This window comes from Chitinophagales bacterium (assembly GCA_019694975.1).
Classification (GTDB): Bacteria; Bacteroidota; Bacteroidia; order Chitinophagales; family UBA10324; genus JACCZZ01.
Genome location: JAIBAY010000002.1, coordinates 162,819 through 186,371, shown reverse-complemented (window position 1 = coordinate 186,371; position 23,553 = coordinate 162,819). Strand labels below are relative to the sequence as shown.

The following is a 23,553-nucleotide window of genomic DNA, read 5'->3' as shown; positions in this document are numbered from 1 at the left end:
AGGTGATTGATTTTCCTTTCATTTGCCTGTCCATATATTCACATCACTGATCTTTTGAAAGAAAGCTACTTTCCATGATCTATCAGGATTTGCACCTTGTCGTGCTACCGGAGGAAGCTGCGGATGAAAACCTGCTGAAGAAAATTATTGCGGAAAAGCTGCATGCTGATACACCTGCTTTAATCCGTTATCGCATTATTCGCCGTTCCATTGATGCACGTCACCGGCAGGTGAAGATTAATCTTCATATACAGGCAGCATTTGGGAAGGATGTGCCGGCGTATCCCGCACCTGTTGCCAGTTTTCAAAAAGCAAATCAAAAACCGGCCGTGGTCATTGCCGGTGCAGGGCCTGCAGGATTGTTTGCTGCACTCCGGTTGCTTGAATCCGGTATTAAACCCATCATCCTGGAACGTGGCAAACCTGTACGCGCCCGCCGCAGGGATCTTGCCATCCTGAACCGGCAACACCTTGTAAATCCCGATTCAAACTATTGTTTTGGTGAAGGCGGTGCGGGAACGTATTCAGACGGCAAACTATACACACGCAGTACCAAGCGGGGCGACGTGCAGAAGATACTGCATTTGCTCGTGCAGCATGGTGCAAGTGAAGATATCCTGGCAGATGCACATCCGCATATTGGTACCAACAAGTTGCCACAGATTATTGAACAGATCAGGAACACTATTTTAGATCATGGCGGTGAGGTTCATTTTAACACGCGGTTAAAGGATATAGTCATCAGCGATAATCAGTTAACCGGTGTGCTGACTGAAGCTGTGGAGACAGGTGCCGAAAGCGAATTACCTGCAAGGCAACTGATCCTTGCGACCGGTCATTCGGCTCGTGATATTTTTCAACTGCTGGAGAGAAAGAAAATAATGATATCCGCGAAGCCTTTCGCCATGGGAGTGAGGATAGAACATCCGCAGCATTTAATTGACAGTCTGCAATATCATTGTCAGTCGGAGGAAGAGTTGCAACGAAAAAGATCGTTGCTGCCCGCTGCAGCTTACAGCTTTGTTCATCAGTCAAATGGCCGTGGTGTGTATTCTTTTTGCATGTGCCCGGGTGGTATCATTGCACCCTGTGCCACAGCCATGGGCGAAGTAGTACTGAATGGCTGGTCGCCCTCAAAGCGTAACAATGTATTTGCGAATTCAGGCGTAGTGGTAAGCATTGAAACGGAAGACCTGTTGCCATATGCCGGCTATGGAAATCTTGCAGGCCTTGCCTATCAGCAAAGCCTGGAACATATGGCTTGTGAAGCCGGAGGCGGCACGCAAACAGCACCGGCGCAACGTATGGCAGATTTCGTGAATGGAAGGATTTCTGCTTCATTGCCCCTTTCATCTTATCAGCCGGGCATCCGGTCAGCGCCATTGCACACGATATTACCGCCACCAATAGCCACCCGTTTGCAGGAAGGATTCATTGCTTTCGGAAAGAAGATGAAGGGCTACTTCACCAATGAAGCTGTGGTGCATGGTGTGGAGTCGAGGACATCATCGCCGGTCAGAATTCCGAGAGACAGGGAAACGATGGAGCATCCGCAGGTGAAAGGCTTGTATCCTGTCGGCGAAGGAGCAGGTTTTGCAGGAGGAATTGTATCCGCTGCCATTGACGGACAGAATGCCGCTGCCAGCATCTGCATCAGATCCGGTAAATCATAGCTATGCGCAACCGGTAAACAGCTGTATGCATGCTGCACTTTTTTGTTCGGTGCCGGTGCAGTTTCTTTCTTAACTTGAGCCACCGAATTTCCTCCCATGAAAAAAAATCTACTGCTGGCTTGCAGCCTGCTTTGCTGCATTCAACTCAATGCACAGGTTTACACCTTTGGTAATGCTGAGATTGTTCCGATAGAGCTCATCAGGTTATCACCGGCATTGCGTGACATTCCTTCGTCTCAACAAGTTATTTCATTTGATGAGCCCCGGGCGTTGCATGACAACCCTTCTCTTGAAAATCATCCGGTGATCACGAATCCGGATGCAAGACCATCCGGCGCGGATCCGGTACGACAGCTAAAGGGAGATACACGTGATTCATCTGATACGGAACTTACGATGTTATCCAATTGGGAAGGCATGTCGGCCAATATTGATCCTTCTGATAACTGTATTGTGGCCGGCCCCAATCATGTAATGCAAATGGTCAATAATAACATCAGCACCTTCATACGTATTTGGGATAAAGCGGGCAACATCCTGGTAGATGAACTGAAGGTGAAAGATTTCTCCGGCATCAATGATTGTGGCGACCCGAATATGGTATATGATGAACAGGCCGACCGCTTCGTATTGCTTGTGCTTGGTTCCTGTTCCTCCAGCAAACTGGAGATCTGTGTATCTCAGACAAATGATCCAACAGGAGAATGGTACGTTTATTCCTTTACCACTTCAGGAGGATTTCCTGACTATCCGAAGCTCTCTGCTTGGGGAGATTCCTATTTCATCACCACGAACTCAAACAGCCCAACTATCTGGGCCGTTGACCGAACAGCAGTATTGGATGGCCTTCCTATCGGAACCGTGCAGAAATTCACCCTCACCGGATTTCCTTCTATTGGCTTCGAGTCGGCATCACCGGTAAATTTTACCGGCACTAATTTACCACCGGAAGGTTCACCGGCACTCATGATACGAGTGGCGGATGATGCATGGGGAGGATCGATAGATTCCGATCACCTGGAAATATTTGAAGTGCAGATTGACTGGCTGACACCTGCGAACTCTACGATCAGCGGGCCATTCAACCTGGCTACTTCGGATTACAACAGCGAGATGTGCGGATTTAATTCTTTAAACTGTATCCCGCAGCCCGGCACCAATCTCAAGCTGGATCCGCTGGCTAATATTGTGATGGACAAAGTTCAATACCGCAATTTTCTTACGCATGAATCTATCGTCTGCACGCATGGTGTGAATGCAGATGGTGATGAGACAGCCGGCGTGCGCTGGTATGAACTGCGCAAAGAGAATGGTGGAGTATGGTACGTGTACCAGGAAGGAACGTATTCACCCGATGCCGAGAACCGCTGGATGAGCAGCATCAGCATCAATGATGATGGAGCGATTGCTTTAGGGTATAATATCTCCAGCGAAACAATTTATCCTGGTGCCATGGTAACCGGCCGTGCGGCATGCGATGAACTCAATCTCATGACGGCAGCTGAGACAACAGGCGCTGCAGGCAGCAATCACAATAACTCCAACCGTTATGGTGATTACAACGGCATGGTGACAGATCCGGCAGATGGTTCATTCTGGTTTACGGCTTCCTATAATCCAACTACATCCTGGTCTACCAATGTCTCGCATTTCACCATCAGCACTTGCCTTGCCACACCCGTTCAAACAGTACAATCATCCATAAATAACATTACCATTTTTCCGGTGCCGGTATCAGATAAGTTATCAGTTACACTGCAAGGCGGACAAAATACAATGCTGTTGCAGCTTATGGATGCTGCAGGAAGGATTTTACTATCGAAAAATTTGCAGCTTGCCGAAGGTGAAAACAAAATAAATGTTGATGTGCGCCAGATGCAAAATGGCCTTTACTTGCTCAAGCTGCAATCTGCAGCAGCATCCGTGACAAGAAAGGTCATGATAGAACATTAGGTTATGACTGAACACCCTTTTACCAGGAATACAGGCATAAATCATCTGCGAGCCGGAGAAGTCAATTGAAGAGAAACAGAAGCTGTCTCAAAACAGGCAATCAATGCGGTCATGCCGGATTTATTTAGCCATGTCTATGAATTGAAAAGATCCTGATCCTGAATAATCGGGACATGATGGCTCCAGGAATTTTGAGATGGCTGCTTGTTATTACATCCGGGCACTTTACCCATGACACAGCTATTTTCTTCCGTTACAGAACAATACATCAGCTTCGTAGCCGGTTTATTGATTATTGCAGCGCAACTCATCCTGTTAAGAGATGTCTACCAGGGAAAAATGCGTCCGAGCCTGCTGTCGTGGCTTGGCTGGGCTTTATTGATGGGAACCAGCCTGCTTTCACAAATTGCAGGTATAGGCTGGCAATGGAGCCTTACCGGCTTGCTGCTGTCGACCATAGGTTGCTTCGCCATTTTTTTTCTTTCCTTCATAATCAATAATTACCAGGTCAGTAAAGGTGACGGGGTTTTTTTGTTGCTTGGACTGGTTTGCCTTTGTATTTATGTTGTGTCTGAGGATCCGGTAATCACCACCGTATTTGCCATATTAGCCGACTTTGTTGCCGGCATTCCAACCATACTAAGCGCCTATAAAAAACCGGAGATGCAAAAAACGAGCGCTTGGTATTTTGGATTTATTTCCTGGTCATTTTCATTATTGCTTTGTTTCGGCCATGAGTGGCTGTATGCATTGTTTCCGGTTTACCTCTTTCTTTACAACGGAGCCATGGTGTATCTGACGATGATCAGAAAAAAAACCGCACTGCAGCATTGACTATATTTTTGAATGTAGATTGCAGCAGTAGTATTCAGTAGCGCTTACAGCAGGCAGGCCTGCAGATTTGATTCCCGGATGAATGAGATTTGACGTCATCCTATTTTATATGCGTCAGCGAATAGAAATATGTACAGAGAGATTATTGAAAATGAAAACACAAGAGGCGGCAGATACTGATTTGTATATCCTGAAGATTCACCTGTTGACAGGTCATCTTCTTTGCTTGTTCTTGCCGTCTTTCCATCTGCCTGTTCGCTTAGCTCCGCTTCCGAACGTGCGTGGATGGTGCTTTGTCGGATTCCATGCAGGACTTTCTCCCAATTCAGGCGGAAGTGCGATTTTTGGAATGGTACGTTCAATGAGTGTTTCGATCTCTGCGAACTTGCGCTGATCGCGTTCATTGATGAAGGTGAGTGCGACACCGGTTGTTTCGGCACGGGCAGTGCGGCCAACCCTGTGCACGTAATCCTCCGCATCGCCGGGAACATCGTAGTTGATGACCAGCCCAATGCTGTCAATATCAATACCGCGTGACAATATATCGGTGGCAACTAAAATGCTCGTTGCTTTTGTTCTGAAACTCAGTAATACGTTCTCTCTTTCTTCCTGCGTCAGATCACTGTGAATTGCTTTTGCCGGGAGATGCAGATGACGGAGTTCTTTTTCAAGTGCTTTCACGCCTGATTTGGTAGATGAAAAAATCAGGGTGCTGATGGGTTTATTTCCGGCCGTTGTATTCTTAGCAGGGTCGAGTAGTTTTTTCAGCAGCGGTGTTTTCTGATCGTCCCTTACGAGATAGGCTCCCTGCAAAATTCCTTCGGCGGGCTTACTCATGGCAATGTTAATCTCTACGGGGTTATTCATGATTCGCCTTGCCAGTTCCCGCATGCGCGGTGGCATTGTTGCGCTGAATAACAGGTTTTGCCTCTTGTCCGGAACATAACCGATGATCCGGATGATGTCGTCATAAAAACCCATGTCGAGCATCTTATCCGCTTCATCGAGTATCAGGCAATCCAGCTGATCAAACTTAGCATTGCCCATGTTGAGGTGACTGAGTAATCTCCCCGGCGTAGCAATTACGGCGGATGCACCACCCTTCATCGCCTTTTTCTCCCGTTCAAACACATCACCATCACTTCCGCCATACACAGCTATGGAGCTTGCATGGGTGAAATAGGCTAATCCCTGGAATGACTGATCAATCTGCAAGGCCAGTTCGCGGGTGGGCGCCACAATTAAGACAGATGTATGCGGGATTTTGTTGTGTGAAATGTTATGCAATGCCGGCAACAGGTAGGCCGCGGTTTTTCCCGTGCCGGTCTGTGCGGTAGCAATCACATCTTTACCACTTAAAATCAATGGAATAACTTTTTCCTGTATCGGTGTTGGTTTGCGGAAACCCATGGCATCCAGCCCTTCCAGCAATGGTGCGCAGAGATTAAAATCAGAGAATGTCAAAATATATTTATGTAAATGGTGAATGGCGCAAAAATAGTTAAATGCCGGCAGTGTATCGGAATAAACGATACCTTCAGATATGCCAGGGCATCCTGCACATATTTCTCTGCATTTACTTTTATTCAGCGCGCAACATCGTTAATTACTTAGCAGGAAAAGATGTCTCATGAATGCATTACGGCATACCGGATCATCTCAGGCTTGATGATCATTGACGCCGGATAATCACCTGCTTAACAATTTTTGTTGCGCCATGGGTAAAGCACAACAGGTAGCATCCGTCAGCAAGGTTATGCAGATTAATCGTCGAATATGTTTCAGTGGTTTTCCAGCTTTCATAAAATTTGCCCATTACATCAAACAGGCTTACATCAGCTTCTTCCCACGGAATAAAAATTTCCAGCTGACCATCGGTCACAGTCGGGTAAATCAACGGTGTGCGTGGAATTATTTCACTCTCTTCCAACTGTTCTTTCAGCACCATAGGTTGTGCGATGTAACAATCCTTTGCCGGACCAGGCGCTATGTCATTCCAGGCAAGCCGTATGGAATCGTACTTGATTCTGTAGACAGCAAGCAATGACTGGTAAGCGCTGTTATTAACCTGGTTGGTCAGTTCAAGTGAATCATTCTCCAGGTCGAAAAATTCTTCAACCGTATCGGTGTTACAGGTATAATGAATGTATTTATAATGCTGGTCACGAATGCACCTGATGGCAGGTGTATTGTTGTCTTTGGTATTGTGTGGCATGAGGTAGTAAAATTCCTGCCGGTTGAATGCGCCACTGTATAAATCCCGTAATGAACGTCCATCCATAGGTCCTGTAAAGGTGACTCCGGCGGCATCATACACGGTTGAAGCAATATCCATATTCAATGCAAACTGGTTTTTGATTTTGCTTTGCGGCGCAAACCAGGACGGGTAGCGGATGAAAAGCGGAATGCGCATAGACGGCTCATAGGCTTTAACTTTTCCGTTCAGCCAGTGGCTGCCCATCAGGTATCCGTTGTCCGACATAAAGAGGAGCAACGTGTTGTCAAGCTTAGCCGTATTTTCAAGCGCTTTGATGATCTCGCCGATGCAACTGTCAACACCAGCAATATCTTCCATCGTTGAACGGTAAGTACTATCGAGCGAATAGCCATGTAAAGTTTTCCCGATGTAGAGAAAGGAGGGATAATTGTTGGTGTATTTCGATGTATCCGGATTCCATGGTATGGGGAAGCCGTCATAGTCTCCTTTAAATGCAGGCAGAGGATTGACAGGAATATGAGGTACACGATAGGCCAGCCAGAGCAAGAGCGGCTGATTCACCCGCTTGATCAGTGCAATGGCACTGTCACTATACGTAAGTACATCTGCTTTGTTGATGACAATCTTATTTCCATTGAAATTGTAATGCTTTCCGTCATTATCATTGAATCCTGATTCAAGGTAGTATTGGAATTCCGGCACATCGCCCAGCAGGAAGGTGCCTTCATTTTTGCCTACGAGTGCAGTATAATATCCGTTAGCTCCCAGTACTTTCGGTATGGTTTGAAAGTTGGGATTCAGCGGTTTGAGGTTATCGGTTACGCCGGTCTTCAAGGTAAACAATCCAGTTGCAATGGTAGCACGGCTGGGCGAACACAACGAGCTGACCACATAAGCCCGCTGGAAATTAACTCCTTCATTTGCTATCCGGTCAATATTTGGCGTATGAATAAAAGCAGGTGCACCATTGCAGCTGAAGTAATCAAATCGTGCATCATCCAGCAGTATCAGGATGATGTTGGGCTTATGCTGCAGGTAAAGCGTATCCACGGCAGTCCATTCGGTGATTGGTTTGACGCAGGTTGACATGCGTACCAGGTAAACAGCACCTGCCTCCAGGCCATCGAGCACATAAGATACGGCAGCAGGATAAGTTCGGGTTTTCCATATTCCGCCGACCGGCTGATATTCTACAGTAAGCGAATCAAATGAACAGCTGCTGTTTGCGGTTATTGAAGCAGATGTATTGCTGATGGCGGTGACACTGACATTGGCTGGCAAAGTACAGGCAGGCGTTGTTGCAGTGATCTTCACTTTTTTGCTTTTTGTGCCGTCATTGCATTTCGATACGACAGAGAAGTCGTACTTGGTATTCGCTTGCAATCCGGTTAACTGGCAGGATAGTGCGGTGCCCACATTCACATTAGCCGACCACTGCCCGGTACCTTTCTTACGGTATGAAACGAGATACTTCAATACCGTAGTTCCGGGTGACCAGCTCAAAATCGCGCTGCAGGATGATATGCTGTCTGTGGTGAGATTGGTGGGTGGCAGTAAGTCGCAATGCTGCGCAGAAAGATGAATACTGCTAAAGCACAGGCAAATGCTCAGGAGGTATTTTTTCCCGTAGTTCATTATGGACGATGTCTGAAAATGTATGAAAGCAGCCGGCAGCGCAGTGGATCAATAATGTGTATCATCATTACTGATGCGTGATCACCACCTTACGGGTTACCACTGATGCACCATGCGTAAATTGAAGCAGGTATAATCCATCCTCCAGGTTTTCCAGATTGGCTTTCGAATAAGTGTTAGTGATTTTCCAGTTGCGGATCAAAGCACCCTGTTCATTGAAAACGATTAGATCGGCATCTGTCCATGGAATAAAAATTTCGGCAGGTCCGCTGGTCAGGGCCGGATATACAACCGGGCTAAGTGGAGTTTCTTCCGCTTCATCATACATCTGTTTCAGCACATAAGGATTTTGAATGTAACAGTCTTTGATGGTACCTTCCTCTGTGTCTTGCCAGGCAAGCCGGATGGAATCATATTTCTCCCTGTATTCCTCTATGAGTGTCTGGTAGGCGCTGTTATTGATTTGATTGGTGATCTCCAGAGAATCATTTACCATGTCGAAAAACTCTTCCACTGTGTCTGAATTGCAGGTATAATGGATGTATTTATAATGCTGATCGCGGATACATCTTTTAATGGGCGCGCCGGCCTGATCGTCATGTTGCATCAGGTAGTAATAAGATTGCCTGCTAAAGGTACCATCATAAAGTTCCCGCAGCGACCTGCCGTCCATAGGGCCGCTAAATTCAACACCGGCAGCGTCATACATGGTGGCGGCCAGATCCATATTCAGCGCAAACTGATTTTTAATGTGACTGTTTGGGGCGAACCAATCCGGATAGCGTATAAAAAGCGGAATGCGCATAGAAGGTTCGTAAGCATGCGTTTTACCTTCCAGCCAGTGGCTGCCCATCATGTATCCGTTATCCGATAAGAAGATGAGTAAAGTATTTTCGAGCTTGCCGGTGTTTTCCAATGCCTTAAAGATTTCACCGACCAGGCTGTCAATGCCGGCAACATCTTCCAAAGCATTGCGGTAGGTTGTATCGAGTGTATAACCGTGCAATACACCATAATCCGCATCGATGCCGCCATACAGATAGGATGGAAAGTTAACGGTATACTTTGCCGTATCAGGCTTCCAGGCGATAGGATAGCCGTCATACTGGCCGTTAAACTGAGCCATTGGCGTTATTGGAATATGCGGTACGCGATACGCCAGCCATAAAAACAACGGATCATCAATCCTGCTGATTAATGCAAGTGTTGAATCAGTAAATGTGAGCTCGGCTTCTTTATAAATAAATTTGAGGGCGCCATTGTAATTGTATTGCGTACCATCAGATTCCTCAAAGCCAATGGACTCCAGGTAGTAGTTGAATTCCGGAACGTCTCCCTGTAAGAAGGTACGGTGATTCTTGCCAATCAAGGCAGTATAGTAACCATTTTGCCCCAGCACTTCCGGCACTGTTTCAAAAGAAGGATTCAGCGCCTGCTTGTTGGTGGTGACACCATTTTTTAACGGGAAAAGTCCGGTGGCAATAGCGGCGCGACTTGGTGCGCATAAAGATGTGACCACATAGGAGCGCTGAAAATTAACACCTTCATTGGCAATACGGTCGATATTGGGAGTATGCACAAAAGATGGAGCACCATTACAGCTGAAATAATCATAGCGGGCATCATCGAGCAAAACCATGATGATGTTCGGTTGTCCGTGTAAATACAATGTATCCGCGGGCGTCCAGCTTGTTATCGGTTTCGGGCAGGTAGATATGCGGATCAGGTATACTGAATCGGCACTTAAGCCATCGAGAACATATGATGGTGCAACGGCATACGATTTAATTTTTGGTGTGCCGCCAATAGGAAGGTATTTCACGAAAAGTGAATCATAGCCGCAGGTAGCGAGCACGGTTATTTTAGCGGAGTGGGTATTAATCTGTGTAATTATGACATCATCCGGCAAGGTACATTTGAGCGTTGTGGTTGATAGCTTGATCTTCTTGCTTTTTGTTCCGTCGCTGCATTTTGAACGCACGGCAAACTGGTATTTTGTATCCGGTAATAATCCGGTGAACTGGTAGGATGTTGCAGTACCGACATTAATATTGGGTGACCAGGGCCCTGAGCCGGAGATTCTGTAGGAGACGGTATATTTCTGAACGGTGGTGGCAGAAGTCCATTGTAAGGTTGCCTGGCAGGAGGAAAGTCCGCTTACGGATAAATTAGCCGGTGGTATCAGGTTGCAATTTTGCGCAGAAAGCCGAATGGTTGAACTGGTGCAAATGAAAAGCAGAAGGTAGTAGCGGTAAGAATGCATAGTTGCTGTTTGAGGCAAATATACTAACCATCATCAAATGTATTGTTGCCGCAGCGGATAAACAAAGGGGCATTTGTCGATCCGGCGATGCCATCCTGCTGTATGATATATATTCATTACATATTGTTGAACCGCTTCCTTTTCAGGCGGCACACTTTTAAAGACCTGCTTCGAAAAGGAAAGCACACTGTATAAGCTATTTGCCTTTACTTTCCGATATAGCCTTGTAACCTTTCAACATATTGCCCGAATGCATTGATGCCTTTCTTCGTGATTGTACACAAGGTTTGGGGATAATTGTCTTTAAATTTTTTCTCTATCGTGATGTAAGATGCATCCTTGAGCTTTTGCAGCTGTACACTGAGGTTGCCGGCTGTAGCGCCAGTTTTTTCTTTCAGGTAAGTGAACTCAGCTTCGCGCACCGAAATTAAGAGAGACATAATTGCCAGCCGCAGTTGTGAATGCAGTAATGGGTCGAGTTCCTGGAAAGATTTCATGATAGCGGATCGTTATCCTTGCTTGATGGATTGCCGGGCAAAAAAATGTTAACTGTTTATTGAAGTGGAGGACATAAGCTTCTTTTCATGATGATATTTCTTCCGCAACAAATAACCGGGAATGATGTACGCGGCCAAAACAGCAGCGGCTATGAGCAGCAACTGGTATTCAAAGGCAGTTCTGAAGGCAATGAAGGCAAGCACCCAGCACACAATACCGCCAGCCTTTAACGGCATAAACCGGAGTGCCCCTCCGGAAACAAAGGTGCCGATTCCATACAGCACCATGATGATTGGATACGTAGTCTCCATTCCAATCTGATTTGAAAAATTAATAATCAGGAAAAGGGATATACCGAACGCTATCCACAGGTAGCTGAGGTATTCCTCCACGAATGTCTTAACCTTCGCCTGACGGCTTTGCCGCCGGCCTGTTATCCATGCAGCCACACCGCACAAAGGCATGAGTACCATCCATGAGATCCATGGTTGTTCAAAGCCTGTTTTGAGTAAACCATAATGGAGTATGGCAGCGATGAATACGCCCCAACCCCATATCATGTAATGAATACCGTCATCGCTGATGGTTGTTTTCGCTGTGTTAATCATCCTTGTGATCAGTTCCAGTGATTCTTTTTCGGTCAGGTTTTTTTCAGCTTCCATGTTCTGATATTGTTTTATTGATGGGTGAATGAATTCGGTTTCTGTCATGTCTGATTACTCTTTACACATTTCCAGCATCTGCCGGGCCCTTGCCGCGCCCCAGTCAGGGCTGAGGGCATCAGCAGGCCGGAAGGATTCGAATTTTGAGATTGACTTCTCCAGCAGGGCAGCAGCTTTTTCTTTGCCGCCGCCATAAGCAGGTGGTGTATAATAGGCAGCAGTGCCTTTAAGCAGGTAAGGGCGCGGGTTCTCCGGATCAAGTTGTATGGCTTTTTCCAGCATCATGGCAGCCTGCGGACCAAACTGCATGCCACGGCTTGCCGGATCCACCATAATCCTGGCAGAAGCAATCATCGATTTTACTGCATAGACTTCCGAACTGGAAGGTTGCAGGGTATCGGCTTTATCGATCAGAAGTTGCGCTTTATCGAGCATGCCATCCAGTTTGCTTTTGTCATCCGTGAGGTAACTGACCCGTGCAAAACAATAAGATGCATAGTAGAAAGGCAGCCACTTGTCTTTTTCTGCGTTGCCAATACGTTCAAAGGAATTGGCCAATAGCTGAAAGGAGGTTACCGTCATGGCGGTGTCCAGCATTTGCAGATTTCTATGCATGGCATCTGCGTATTTTTTGTTGTCTTGCGAATTGGCTGCAACGCTGATGAACATGCAGAGCAGTAGAATTGTTGATTTCATTTTTTAGCTGTGGTTTTGGTTTATGAATTTGATTATGGATTTGTTGCTGTTAGTCATGCTTGACAACGGGTGATGTTTTTATTATTCGTCTCCGCGATCTTCGCCAATACTCATGAAGACACCTATGAAAAACGAACGGATAGCAGGAGATTTCACCGCAAGCCGCCCGGCTGCCGACCCATCTGCAGGATACCGGTAATCATAAATGTTATCGAAGCCAAGCACATTGTTAACTGAGAAAGCAATCACGGTGAAATTTTGGAAAATGGCGGTCAGCCAGCTCGCATTCAAACTAAGATTATTGTAATTGGGTGTCCGCTCACTCAGGAAATCTTCCGGGCTGTTGTTCGGATTAACATAAGGCCTTCCCGTAGCGAAAACATAGGTGGCACCTACCGTGACATTTAATGACGGAATCGTTTGTTTGTAAACCAGGCTGAGTGTGTGTTTTGCCGCGAAGGTGGGAGTGGTTTCAATTGGATAGTCCATGTATTGACGCCTGGAGTCCAGGAAGGAGTAAGAGATCCAGTAATCTGCATGCCTGATGGTTTCCTTATCTCGCCAGAACACATCAATGCCTTGCGCGTAGCCGGCGCCGTTGCTCGCTGTATCAGGTATGGTGGTGATGAGCCTGCTGTATTTTTTGTAATAAGCTTCCACCCGGAAAGTTTGTTTATCGGTAATATTTTGAAAATTAAGCAGGTAATGATCAGCCCTGGAATAGTTTACGGAAGCATTATCATAGGTGAAGAAGTGACCGGGCTGTTGATAGAATTGTCCAAAGGCAAAACTAAACTGGTTATATAGTCCGGTCTTATAGGCAATTGAGGTTCTTGGTGCAAAATTCGCTTTGCCGATCTGCGTCGCATATTCCATGCGGCCACCTAATCGCGCAACTACCTTTGGTGAAAAGAAAAGGTCTGTTTCGGCATACAAAGCGGTATAATCCACATGCTGTCCATAATTGTGTTGATATAAAACGTTTGCGAATTGATCTGTATATGCGGCATGTTGCCATTCTCCGCCAAACCTAACGGCGGAAAGTTTGCCGGCCGGTCGTGAAACCGTGATCCTGCCCTGTATAAGCGAATGTTTGCTGAAGACTGAATCAGCTGAATTAATTACAATATCATCATCGTTGCTGCTGTAAGCCATCGCGGCAAACAGGGTCCACTTCCCTGCGAAGATATCCTTATAGGATGCATTGGAAAAAAGATTCCTGTTATGCACATTGTATAAAATCACAGAAGCCGTATCGTTAACATCCGCATAGTTGATGGCCGATGTGGATGGCGAATAGCTGAAGAATGCTTTCAGCAAACCGTTTTTGGAGATCTGCCGGTGGAAGATCATGGAACCATTGAATGATTCCGGTGCCTTTGTCCAGTCTACACGTTGTTTCACCAGGTTGATATAAGGCAGCAAATTGATATAAGAAACATAGGCGCCCAATGATGATTTGCTCCAGCGATGGCTATGCCCTATACTGCCACCTACCGACATAAGACCGATACTGGTAGTGGATTGCGCAGGAAGGTCCTGGCTTTCCAGTATCAATGCCGATGACATGGCATCTCCGTAGAGGGCGGAATAGCCGCCGGTGCTGAAGAATGTTCCTTTGAAAAGAAATGGAGAAAATCGGCCGCGCGACGGTATGTCAGGTACACCGGTAAAGTAAGGATCTGCCACAGCAATGCCATCAATAAAAGTTTTTGTTTCCGAAGCGTCGCCTCCTCTTACAAATAAACCTGTCTGATCTCCGACCTGTTGTGTTCCCGGCAGCGTTTGCAGCGCACCATAAATGTCGCCTGCCGCACCGGCTGTTGTTACAATGTCGAGCGGCCGAAGAATGGTGATGCGGCGTTCATCGCTGGCTTCAAATGCGCCGGCAGTGATGGTGACTGAATTCAGTTCATTATAGATTTCTTTCATGGCAATATTGATCGTATGCGAAGCGCCTTCGAGGCGAATGGATCCTTCATACGTCTCGTAACCGATATAACTGATCACTAATAGGTGATCACCGGTTTCTGTCGTAAGCAGCCGGTATTCACCATTTACATCCGATGAAGTTCCGTCATAGGAATCCTTGATGTAAATGTTTGCGCCGACAACCGGGTTACCTTTCTCATCTGTAACCTTACCGTTCAATAATGTCTGGCCGTTTAGCTGTAATGGATGCAGCAGCGGTAAAATGGCTGAAAAAAGAATTAGTAGAAATTTCACGGGGCCTGATGAATACTGCTGCAAACATAAAGTAGTTTATAATGTAAACCAAATTAATGCAAATTATTTTTTGCGTATAACAATCTTGCCGGGTATGGACGGGCATTTCATGTAAACATCCTTTTACACGGGGGAGGAGATCTTCAGTCTGTCATAAACTCAACATCACCATCAAAGCATTTCTACATGACTCGTATGGATTCAGCAGATCAGTCATACCTGAATGCGGGCAGCTGATGCGCACGGATTCCTTCTACTGCATGTGACTGAACCGCAGAAGACAAGCGGCAGCAAATAAATTACCACTGAAAGATTAACTTTGGGTCATTCAATCTTTATAAATGGGAAATCTTATTTACATCGTTGTGGTGATCGCTTATTTCATCTGGCAGGCACAACAGGCGCGCAGCAGGAAACAGGCGCAGGAAGACGCCCAGAAAAAATCAGGTGAGCAGCCGGGCAGGAAGGTACGGGAAGTATTGCCGCCGACAGTCGAGGAAAGAATGCGCGATATTTTCAGGGAGGTGGAAATGAAGAATAAGCCATATGCACAGCGTGACAAAACCACAGAGCGAAAAGTTATCGCACCGTCTCCGCAGAAGGCTTCTCCTGTTGTTGCTGTCAAAAAGGAGAAAAAGGAACCATCGCCGTTCCTCAATTTTGATATGACGCAGGAAGAGGTTGCACCGGAAGGCACCTGGGCGCCAATGAGTGAGGAGAAGTTTTCAAAAATCGGTTATGACTACAACAAAGCCGTAACAGAATCCTATACTCATAAAGTTAATCTGCGCGATGCTATTATCGGGAAAATTATTCTGGACCGGCCGGAATACTGAAGTACCGTATATATCGGCAGCATTAAGCGGCCACCCACCTATTTGCACATTATCTTGCCAGTGTTATGTCTCTTTGATAACCAGTTGTAAAGTATGCCTGCTCTTTTGTTCGAGCAGCACCGTTTTGTGGCCGGCATATTTATCAATCACGGCATCGGTGTAGTGCCGGATGGTAAGCAACGACAATCCTTCATTGCTCCGCACGTTGAAGCTGTTGCTGAGTTGGTTGATAACAGCAGGTATTTGCCCGGTATTATCGGCACAAATTGAAAAGCTGATCGCCGCATTTTGCATAAGATTAATCTTGATGCGATGTGCGGAAAGAATCGCAAAAATGTAGCTGAGGTTATCTTCTGCAATAAAAGAGAAATCTCTGGCAGACATCGATAGCAGTATCTGATTGGTCTTGAGCACAATGACAGGTGAATCCGCTTCCATGGACTGCAGATCAATCGCCGACAATTCTTTAATCACCGTTCCATTTTTCTCCGGTTGCAGGAAAGAACGTACCTGCAGCGGAATCTTTTTGTTTTGCAAGGGCTTGATGGTCTTGGGATGAATGACGGATGCGCCGTAGTACGTCATCTCAATTGCTTCATGATAGGAGAGCATGGGAATCAACTTTGCATCGGGAAAATACCTCGGATCGGCATTCAGGACGCCGGGCACATCTTTCCAGATAGTAACTTCTTCCGCATTGAGCGCATAAGCAAAAATGGCGGCTGTATAGTCGGAACCTTCTCGTCCTAACGTAGTGGTGTAATTTTCCGAAGTGCCGCCAAGAAATCCTTGCGTGATCACAAACTGCTTGCGCTTGAGCGGAGGTATTTTCTGTACGATATTTTTTTCTGTCAGGTCCCAGTCCACTTTGCCTTCCCGGTAGGTATTGTCTGTCCTGATGCAATCGCGCACATCCAGCCATTGCGCCGGAATCTTCCTGGATAGAAGATAGGCACAAACGATTTTAGTGGCCGCCATTTCACCAATGGAAACAATCTGGTCGTAGAGGTAGTCGTAGTTTTCAATGGGGGGGTCTTCCAGTATCCATTCAATCTCCACGAAGGTGTTGTTCAGTTCATCATACACAGGATGATTGCTATCATGAAACAGCCCGGAAAGGATATCAAAATGTAGCGCCTTCAGTGTTTCGAAAAGGTCGTGCGCATTGCCTGTTTTATCAAAATAGGCACGTGTAACAGCTTCCAGCGCATTGGTGGTTTTCCCCAGAGCGGAAACAACAATCAGGATGGACTGTCCCTGATATTGTTCAAGAATATCAGCCACCCGTTTTATCGATGTAGCATCTTTAATGGAAGCGCCTCCAAACTTAAAAACCTTCACGTTGATCTGTTAATGATAAAATGAAATATGCAGGAAACGGTAACAAGTATTGAGCATCATCGCAAGCCCCGGGAATTTTCCTGTATCAACACAAGCTGTTGTAAACCGTTTGTGCCTGCGCTGAACTTTGCAAACCAACCTCAGGGCTTGTTTCTTTTTCATGATTCAAACATAAAGAACTAAAATAATTTCCCGATGTCTTGTTTTGTAAGTTTACAGGTTATCCATTCAGGATCGAGATGGGCATTATACTTACGGTAGAAATTGATGGCGGGCTCATTCCAATCGAGCACATGCCAGCGAAGCAGGTTAGCACCGGTTGCCTTTGCAAAAGTGCCGACAGCATCAAACAGCTTTTTGCCGATTCCCTGTCCGCGAAAATGTTGCGTTACAATGATGTCATCAAGGTAAATGTACTTTCCTTTCCATGTTGAATAAGCAGGGTAGTACAATGCTACACCAACGATTGCTCCATTCACTTCCGCTACCTGTGCAAAATAGGATGGCGCTTCTCCGAATCCATCCTGCAACATGCTTTCAGCAGTGTTGGTCACTTCCTGCGGCGCCTTTTCATATTCCGCCAGCTCCCTGATCAAAGACAGCATTGCCGGAACATCGCCGGCCTTAGCATTGCGGATCTGTATATCCATTGTTTAGAAATTTTTCGGTGATCGTAAAGTTAGGGAGTCCGGATAAGATGAAGAGTATATAGTCCGGACATTGTTGTTGGCAACTGTCTCAAAATACTTGGACTCATTCTGTCACGATCAATCGGGATCAGGATCTCTACCATGCATTGACAGATGCCGGAATAAATCCGGTATGACCACATTGATTGCCTGTTTTGATATAGCTTCTAATTAAAAACATTTACACCCTTACCTGTAGTTATCAAGCTAAATAAGCTTTTTTGAATCAGTTCACTCCATGCTCCGGAGCAATCTCCGTAGCATTCAAATTTTGGCACTAAACCCTGATGGGTAAAGAGCAATTGGGTCTTGTTTTTATCCGCAGAAATTTCAAAGATTACTTTCGTTCCTGTCCATTCCGAGTGGTTTGTGAACGATGTCAGATTGCTTTCAGTAATTAACCAAACAACTTTTTTGAATGGAATCAGTTCCACTACTCTTTGTTTTGAAATATGGAAGTCCATCATGTTGTAAACAAACTCATCATTGATTTGGTGACTGTCTCCGGTGATTTTCCCCTGCCACCAATTGTTTACATTATTAATGGCATTAAACACTACTACCGTCGATTGGTCTACGGTGAATGTTGATGTGAAATCATTGTTGTTCATTTCAATATTGTTTTGACTTGTTATTGAGCAGTGCTTGTAATTTATTGAGTTTGTTTGTCCAGAACTTATCGAAATAGTTGATGAAATCCTGCAACTCGTTAAATCCGTCCTGCTTCAGGATGCAATGCCGCTCCCTGCCAATACCCGTAATAGAAATGAATCCGGCATTGTAAAGAATTTTTACATGCTTTGAAACAGCAGGCCGGCTCATGTCAAAATTTTCGGCAATGGAATTTATGGTCATGCTGTCTTTTGAAAGCATCATCAGCATTTGCCTGCGACTGGGGTCGGCAATTACCTGGAAGGCATCATGGGTTTGTGTTTTCATGCTTCTTAGCCTCTTTTAACAGGTCTGATAATTTATTGCAAAGGAAAATCCAGCCACTGTTATGGGCTGTAAGGTTCTTCAGCAACTCAAATCCGCTGTGTACCAGCAGTAATTCGGTACCATCTTCAACCGGATTTAGCGTCCAGCTTACCTGTGAAGTATATGGTGTTTTAGTAACTTCCCAGTCATTTTTCCAAACATAACTTAAAAAGGTGAATGGTTTTACCTCCAGCACTTCGCATACGACAAATGTGTTGTTCGGATTTGTAAACCGAAAGTGATGCCCCGGTATAGGCTTGAAATCACTGGGCATAAGCCATTGTTCCATCAATGCAGGCTTTGTTAAATAGTCCCAAACTTCCTCAGGACTCCGGGCAAAGTAAAATGTGTGTCTGATTTCTCTTTGCATATTGAGTAACATTTAAGTTACGCAAAAATATGCGTAACCTTTGAGTTACGCAAATTAATTTGAAAATTTATTTCATCTACAATAATTGCTAACCGCTTGCGCAAAGTATTGCTCATTGATCTGCTTGCTAAAATATTTGATCGGGAAGAATCGATAAAATACAGAAGCCCTATCCACTGAATAATCTTATCAAGGGATATTTTATTTTACTGAAGTCGGTTCAGCAAGACCATTATACAGGCGATACTTCTTTTGCAGTCACCTGAGTGAAATGGTTCAGGCGCTAATGCTGAATAACAACTGACCTGTTGAACTGACAGTTGCCTGCGGTAACTTTCAGGATATAAGTATTGGTACCTGTCATTTTTGTTATATCGAGCGTCGTATATGCAACTCCCGAATTCATATCAATGCTTTTTTCAAATACCAACTGGCCGGTCAATTTTAATAACTGAACCTGCATACTGCCCGAATATCCGGATGCATCGTACAGCGAAAGGTTAAAAGATCCATTGGAAGGATTTGGATATAAATCACATTGTATAGCACTGCTCTGCGTGTTCAGGGCAGCAGCACCTGTGGCTACGTCGTCGCCTTTATAGCGCACTATTCCCATATCATTATTGGCACTGGCAGCTATACCGCACGCTACGATCTTGCCATCCGGTTGCAAGGCGACATCTTCGATGTCTGAAAAGAAGGAAGAGATTTCTGAAAGTGTTGAACCATTGGTTCCAAACGTAGAATCAATGCTGCCATCCTGGTTAAACCTGCAAATGGCAAAGTCGTTGGTGGCGAAACCGGCGCCTGCCGTGCCACCCAGGATGATTCTGCCATTACTCTGCACCGCAAGGTCGAGGCCGGCATCATTCACTTTGATGTTTTGTGATGTTTTGCCGTTTGTGCCAAATGAGGAATCAATTAAGCCATATTCATTAACAGCCATTACCAGGAAATCTGTTTTTGTGCTTCCGCTCCCGACCTTTCCACCGATCAGGATTTTTCCATCCACCGGACTCTTTGTAATAGCATACGCCATATCATCACCATTATTCAGATTATAAACAGCGATACCGTTGATTCCATAATTGGGATTGAGTTGCCCTGATCCATCGAGCCTGAAGCTGAGAATATCATAATGGCTGTTGCCGGCATAACCGGTTGCCATGATGCCGCCATCATCCATCAGGATTACATCTTCCGCTGATTCATAATTATATCCCGCATCAATTAAGGCAATCCCATTGGTGCCATAGTCATCGTCCAGACTTCCATCGGTATTTAGCCGGATTGCAACCGGATTAGTAAAAGTGGTACTGGCTACTCCATAATTTCCAACGATGACTATTTTGCCATCAGCCTGTTCAACGGCTGCCATGCAAATGTCTTCACCTGTTCCGATAGGAATGAGCACTGTGCCATTGTCACCGAAATCGGTGTCCGGTGTTCCATCCTCGTTCAGTTGTGTTGCAAATACATCCACCTGGAAATTGACTTCAGCACCGCCGACAAAAAGAAGTTTGCCATTGGATAATCTTTTCATGCTGCGCACATACTGGCTGTAGTTCTGGTAGTCGTTGTAGGCAAAGCCATTGTTGCCAAAGGTTTCATCAATGCTGCCATCCGGGTTAAGGCGATACACAACCACATCCCAGTTACCGGGACCGGAAACCTCCGAAGCCCCGCCAATGAGCATCTTACCGTCATCGAGCATTGCGATGGAATACGCGTTGTCGAAACCTGATGAAGGTTGAAGCAATTGAATGCCGTTTACGGCGAAAGATGAATCCGGTGTGCCGGGGACCTGTGCCTGCACAGGTTTATGGCAAAAGATGTTAATGACAGAAATGAGCAAAACGGGTAATGATTTTTTCATGTGGCTAAGATTTGTTGAATAAAGATTAATTGCAGTGAAACCAAGAGAGGCATCTGGTATAGCAGCTATCTCAAAATATAGGGAGTCATCCAGTCCCGACTGATAGGGATCAGGATCTCTTAATTCATTGACAGATGCTGAAATAAATTCAGCATGACTGCATTGATTGCCTGTTTTGAGTTAGCTGCTGATAACACCGCCTCAAGATACAAAATGAATTACTGATGAAAATTTTACCGTATGGCAATGCAGTAACATGCGATGGGAAACAGGTAAATAAGTTTGCGTGAAATTATGTTTGAAAAGAAGTTATTTTATATTTGCAATGCACGATGCGAACTCCGGAACTGGATTTCGCATTTGTTTTTCACCAAGCCTTCATCTCTATGAATAGTCTGCGCAAAGTAATTACCCTCGATGAATTCATATTTCAGAATGAAAAAGATTTTCCATTCGCGACCGGTGAGTTGAGCGGGTTGTTGCGCGATATTGCTTTCGCCGCCAAGATTGTTAACCGCGAAGTGAATAAAGCCGGATTAGTGGATATTCTCGGCACCACCGGCATTAACAATACCACCGGTGATGAAGTGAAGAAACTTGATATGTTTGCCAATGAGCAATTCATTTCAGCCCTTCGCGTCAGCGGTGAATGTTGTGGCATGGCCTCGGAAGAAAACGATGATTTTATACCTATTGTAACGGAAGATTCACGCAATGCCAAATACGTGGTAACGCTCGATCCGCTCGACGGTTCCAGCAATATTGATGTGAATGTTGCCATTGGCACGATCTTCAGTATTTACCGCAGGCAGTCATTTTTCGGGCCGTGTAATATGGAAGATTTCATGCAGAAGGGTTCAAGGCAGGTGGCTGCAGGATATATCATTTATGGTTCATCCACAATGATGGTTTATACAACAGGAAACGGTGTTAACGGATTTACACTTGATCCGTCTATTGGTGAATTTTGCCTTTCTCACCCGGATATCAAAACGCCTGATTCAGGAAAAATTTATTCCGTCAACCAGGGTAACTTTTTAAAGTTTGAGATGCCTGTGAAGGAATATATTACTTATTGCCAGTCGGAAGATAAAGCAACAAATCGCCCTTATTCATTGCGATATATCGGATCGCTTGTGGGTGATATTCACCGCAACCTGATGTATGGAGGTATCTTCATGTACCCGGCAACCCGTACTTCGTCTAAAGGCAAGCTTCGTTTACTGTATGAATGTTTTCCGATGGCTTTCATCGTTGAACAGGCAGGCGGAAAGGCAACAGACGGGCAACGGCGCATACTCGACATTCAACCCGTAGAATTACATGAAAGGTCTCCTGTTTTTATGGGATCGAAGGAAATGGTGGATAAGCTGGATGATTACATGCGTTCTTCGAGGGTAGCACAGGCCGCAACTTCAGCGGTAAGCGCTTAAAATCATCTTCTTTTTATGATGCTTCCATTGCCGGGGCTGATGACATAATTATTTCAGTCAGCCAAGCAAATCCTGATGCTTTGCAGACCGCCAAGGTTACAAGTGTATATTCAACATTTGCCAATTGCGCTGTAGTTAAGACTTTTTTATGCTTCATTATCAATAGCGGTGAGCGGCAAACCTGTAATAAGGCCATGAATCGTGATCACGCTTGAAGTGCTGCAACCAGGAATTCTTCATTCAGCAGCTGTATATCCCACATCATCCTGCAGAAGTGGTTGCTGTGAGGCCTGTACTGCCAGTTCATCGCAGCGCTCATTTTCAAAGTGACCGGCATGTCCTTTTATCCAGTGAAAACTGACTTTATGTTTATGATAGAGCGGCAAAAATTTCTTCCAGAGATCAGTATTCTTCACTTTCTTCCAACCTTTTTTCTCCCAGTTAAACAACCAGCCTTGCTTAACCGCATCCACCACATATTTTGAATCGCTGACTACAGTGACGTACATGCCGTCAAATTTTAATGCTTCGAGTCCTTTTATGACAGCCATCAGTTCCATCCGGTTGTTGGTTGTTCTGGCAAAGCCTTCCGAAAATTCCTTCTCATGCTTGCCCCACTTCAGGATGTATCCGTATCCGCCCGGCCCGGGATTGCCGCTGCAGGCCCCATCGGTAAACAGCTTGATGTTGTCAGGTTGGCTTTTTGATTTTTGCATGCTAATCACGCTTTGAAGTGATAATGATACTATCTGATAAATGTAAGCATTGCTACAGCAATAAAAAGATGAATTGCTGATGCAATTAAGATGTTAGCCCATGTTCACTTATTGCCGTTAAAATTTGTTTAGAATAATACCTTCTGCGTGCAGTGAATTAAAAGTTCGTTGCATCATTATCGAAAGGAATAAAGGTTGTGCCTCAAATTGCTTCTGTATGATACACGGTATGCATACTGATGCAGTGCTAAATCACAGCTATCAATCTGGAAGACTTTTTTTCATTGATAAGTGTAATAAGGAATCTTTCAGGGCAGCAAATAACTGGGAAACAGAAAGAAAAAATAATATTTTCACACCGTTGAATGGTTTCTCCTGTAATAACAGGTAGATGAAAAGGGAACCCCGTGAAAACCGGGGACAGTTCCCGCTGCTGTGATTCCGGATGGCGAAATGCCAGCCATTAAATTGACAACTGCTGCCACTGTTACCGCCATGCGGGATGGGAAGGCCGTCAAGAAAAACCGGATAAGTCAGAAGACCTGCCAGTCAACTCAATCAATGCTTCGGGAAAAAGCAGAGATGAGTAATACCTGCTCATTTCTTTCCCAACAGGCAACATTAATCACGACGGTGCGGGTAACACCGATGAAATG

19 protein-coding genes and 1 riboswitch are annotated in these 23,553 nt (G+C 45.3%); of the genes, 5 read left to right on the top strand and 14 right to left on the bottom strand.

Going from position 1 to position 23,553, the window contains the following annotated elements; all coding sequences use genetic code 11:
- The first annotated feature begins 77 nt into the window (after positions 1-77).
- From K1X61_03970 to K1X61_03960, 3 genes are all read left to right on the top strand, one after another.
- On the top strand, positions 78-1,673 hold the full coding sequence (locus K1X61_03970) for an FAD-binding protein (protein ID MBX7107788.1): 1,596 nt from the start codon (positions 78-80) through the stop codon (positions 1,671-1,673).
- Positions 1,674-1,769: 96 nt separating this feature from the next.
- The gene (locus K1X61_03965; GenBank protein MBX7107787.1) at positions 1,770-3,626 is read left to right on the top strand and encodes a T9SS type A sorting domain-containing protein; all 1,857 of its coding nucleotides are present in this window, start codon (positions 1,770-1,772) and stop codon (positions 3,624-3,626) included.
- Between the two features lie 231 nt (positions 3,627-3,857).
- Positions 3,858-4,460, top strand: a complete 603-nt coding sequence (locus K1X61_03960; protein MBX7107786.1) for a hypothetical protein — start codon at positions 3,858-3,860, stop codon at positions 4,458-4,460.
- Positions 4,461-4,673: 213 nt separating this feature from the next.
- On the opposite strand, the gene K1X61_03955 is transcribed toward K1X61_03960, so the two are convergent.
- The 7 genes from K1X61_03955 to K1X61_03925 form a co-directional block, all read right to left on the bottom strand.
- Complete coding sequence (locus K1X61_03955) at positions 4,674-5,870, bottom strand: DEAD/DEAH box helicase (protein ID MBX7107785.1); 1,197 nt, start codon at positions 5,868-5,870, stop codon at positions 4,674-4,676.
- 262 nt (positions 5,871-6,132) lie between these two features.
- Entirely contained in the window at positions 6,133-8,313 is a 2,181-nt protein-coding gene (locus tag K1X61_03950) for a sulfatase-like hydrolase/transferase (GenBank protein ID MBX7107784.1), read from the bottom strand.
- 67 nt (positions 8,314-8,380) lie between these two features.
- Complete coding sequence (locus tag K1X61_03945; GenBank protein ID MBX7107783.1) at positions 8,381-10,576, bottom strand: sulfatase-like hydrolase/transferase; 2,196 nt, start codon at positions 10,574-10,576, stop codon at positions 8,381-8,383.
- A 206-nt stretch (positions 10,577-10,782) separates the two neighbouring features.
- Positions 10,783-11,073 (bottom strand): transcriptional regulator, encoded by a 291-nt coding sequence (locus K1X61_03940; protein MBX7107782.1) that lies wholly within the window; start codon positions 11,071-11,073, stop codon positions 10,783-10,785.
- 48 nt (positions 11,074-11,121) lie between these two features.
- Entirely contained in the window at positions 11,122-11,736 is a 615-nt protein-coding gene (locus K1X61_03935; protein MBX7107781.1) for a hypothetical protein, read from the bottom strand.
- Positions 11,737-11,790: 54 nt separating this feature from the next.
- Positions 11,791-12,432 (bottom strand): hypothetical protein, encoded by a 642-nt coding sequence (locus K1X61_03930; GenBank protein ID MBX7107780.1) that lies wholly within the window; start codon positions 12,430-12,432, stop codon positions 11,791-11,793.
- A gap of 81 nt (positions 12,433-12,513) precedes the next feature.
- Entirely contained in the window at positions 12,514-14,658 is a 2,145-nt protein-coding gene (locus K1X61_03925) for a TonB-dependent receptor (protein ID MBX7107779.1), read from the bottom strand.
- Between the two features lie 341 nt (positions 14,659-14,999).
- Between K1X61_03925 and K1X61_03920 the strand changes: the two genes are divergently transcribed.
- Positions 15,000-15,494 (top strand): hypothetical protein, encoded by a 495-nt coding sequence (locus K1X61_03920; GenBank protein MBX7107778.1) that lies wholly within the window; start codon positions 15,000-15,002, stop codon positions 15,492-15,494.
- A 63-nt stretch (positions 15,495-15,557) separates the two neighbouring features.
- Here K1X61_03920 and K1X61_03915 read toward each other — a convergent pair whose 3' ends face one another.
- The 6 genes from K1X61_03915 to K1X61_03890 all read right to left on the bottom strand — a co-directional run bounded on the left by K1X61_03915 (position 15,558) and on the right by K1X61_03890 (position 20,748).
- A complete protein-coding gene (locus tag K1X61_03915; GenBank protein MBX7107777.1) occupies positions 15,558-16,835 on the bottom strand; it encodes an aspartate kinase in 1,278 nt (425 codons plus the stop codon).
- A gap of 179 nt (positions 16,836-17,014) precedes the next feature.
- Positions 17,015-17,485 (bottom strand): GNAT family N-acetyltransferase, encoded by a 471-nt coding sequence (locus K1X61_03910; protein ID MBX7107776.1) that lies wholly within the window; start codon positions 17,483-17,485, stop codon positions 17,015-17,017.
- A 206-nt stretch (positions 17,486-17,691) separates the two neighbouring features.
- Entirely contained in the window at positions 17,692-18,135 is a 444-nt protein-coding gene (locus K1X61_03905) for an SRPBCC domain-containing protein (GenBank protein ID MBX7107775.1), read from the bottom strand.
- Between the two features lies 1 nt (position 18,136).
- A complete protein-coding gene (locus tag K1X61_03900) occupies positions 18,137-18,463 on the bottom strand; it encodes a metalloregulator ArsR/SmtB family transcription factor (protein ID MBX7107774.1) in 327 nt (108 codons plus the stop codon).
- Complete coding sequence (locus K1X61_03895) at positions 18,444-18,872, bottom strand: SRPBCC domain-containing protein (GenBank protein ID MBX7107773.1); 429 nt, start codon at positions 18,870-18,872, stop codon at positions 18,444-18,446. Before K1X61_03895 ends, K1X61_03900 begins: the two co-directional genes overlap by 20 nt.
- Positions 18,873-19,155: 283 nt before the next feature.
- Positions 19,156-20,748, bottom strand: a complete 1,593-nt coding sequence (locus K1X61_03890; protein ID MBX7107772.1) for a T9SS type A sorting domain-containing protein — start codon at positions 20,746-20,748, stop codon at positions 19,156-19,158.
- A gap of 386 nt (positions 20,749-21,134) precedes the next feature.
- Between K1X61_03890 and fbp the strand changes: the two genes are divergently transcribed.
- Entirely contained in the window at positions 21,135-22,181 is a 1,047-nt protein-coding gene (fbp, locus tag K1X61_03885; GenBank protein ID MBX7107771.1) for a class 1 fructose-bisphosphatase, read from the top strand.
- Positions 22,182-22,417: 236 nt separating this feature from the next.
- Here fbp and rnhA read toward each other — a convergent pair whose 3' ends face one another.
- Entirely contained in the window at positions 22,418-22,897 is a 480-nt protein-coding gene (gene rnhA / locus K1X61_03880) for a ribonuclease HI (GenBank protein MBX7107770.1), read from the bottom strand.
- Positions 22,898-23,246: 349 nt separating this feature from the next.
- Positions 23,247-23,462, top strand: a riboswitch (cobalamin riboswitch).
- The last annotated feature ends 91 nt before the right edge of the window (positions 23,463-23,553 follow it).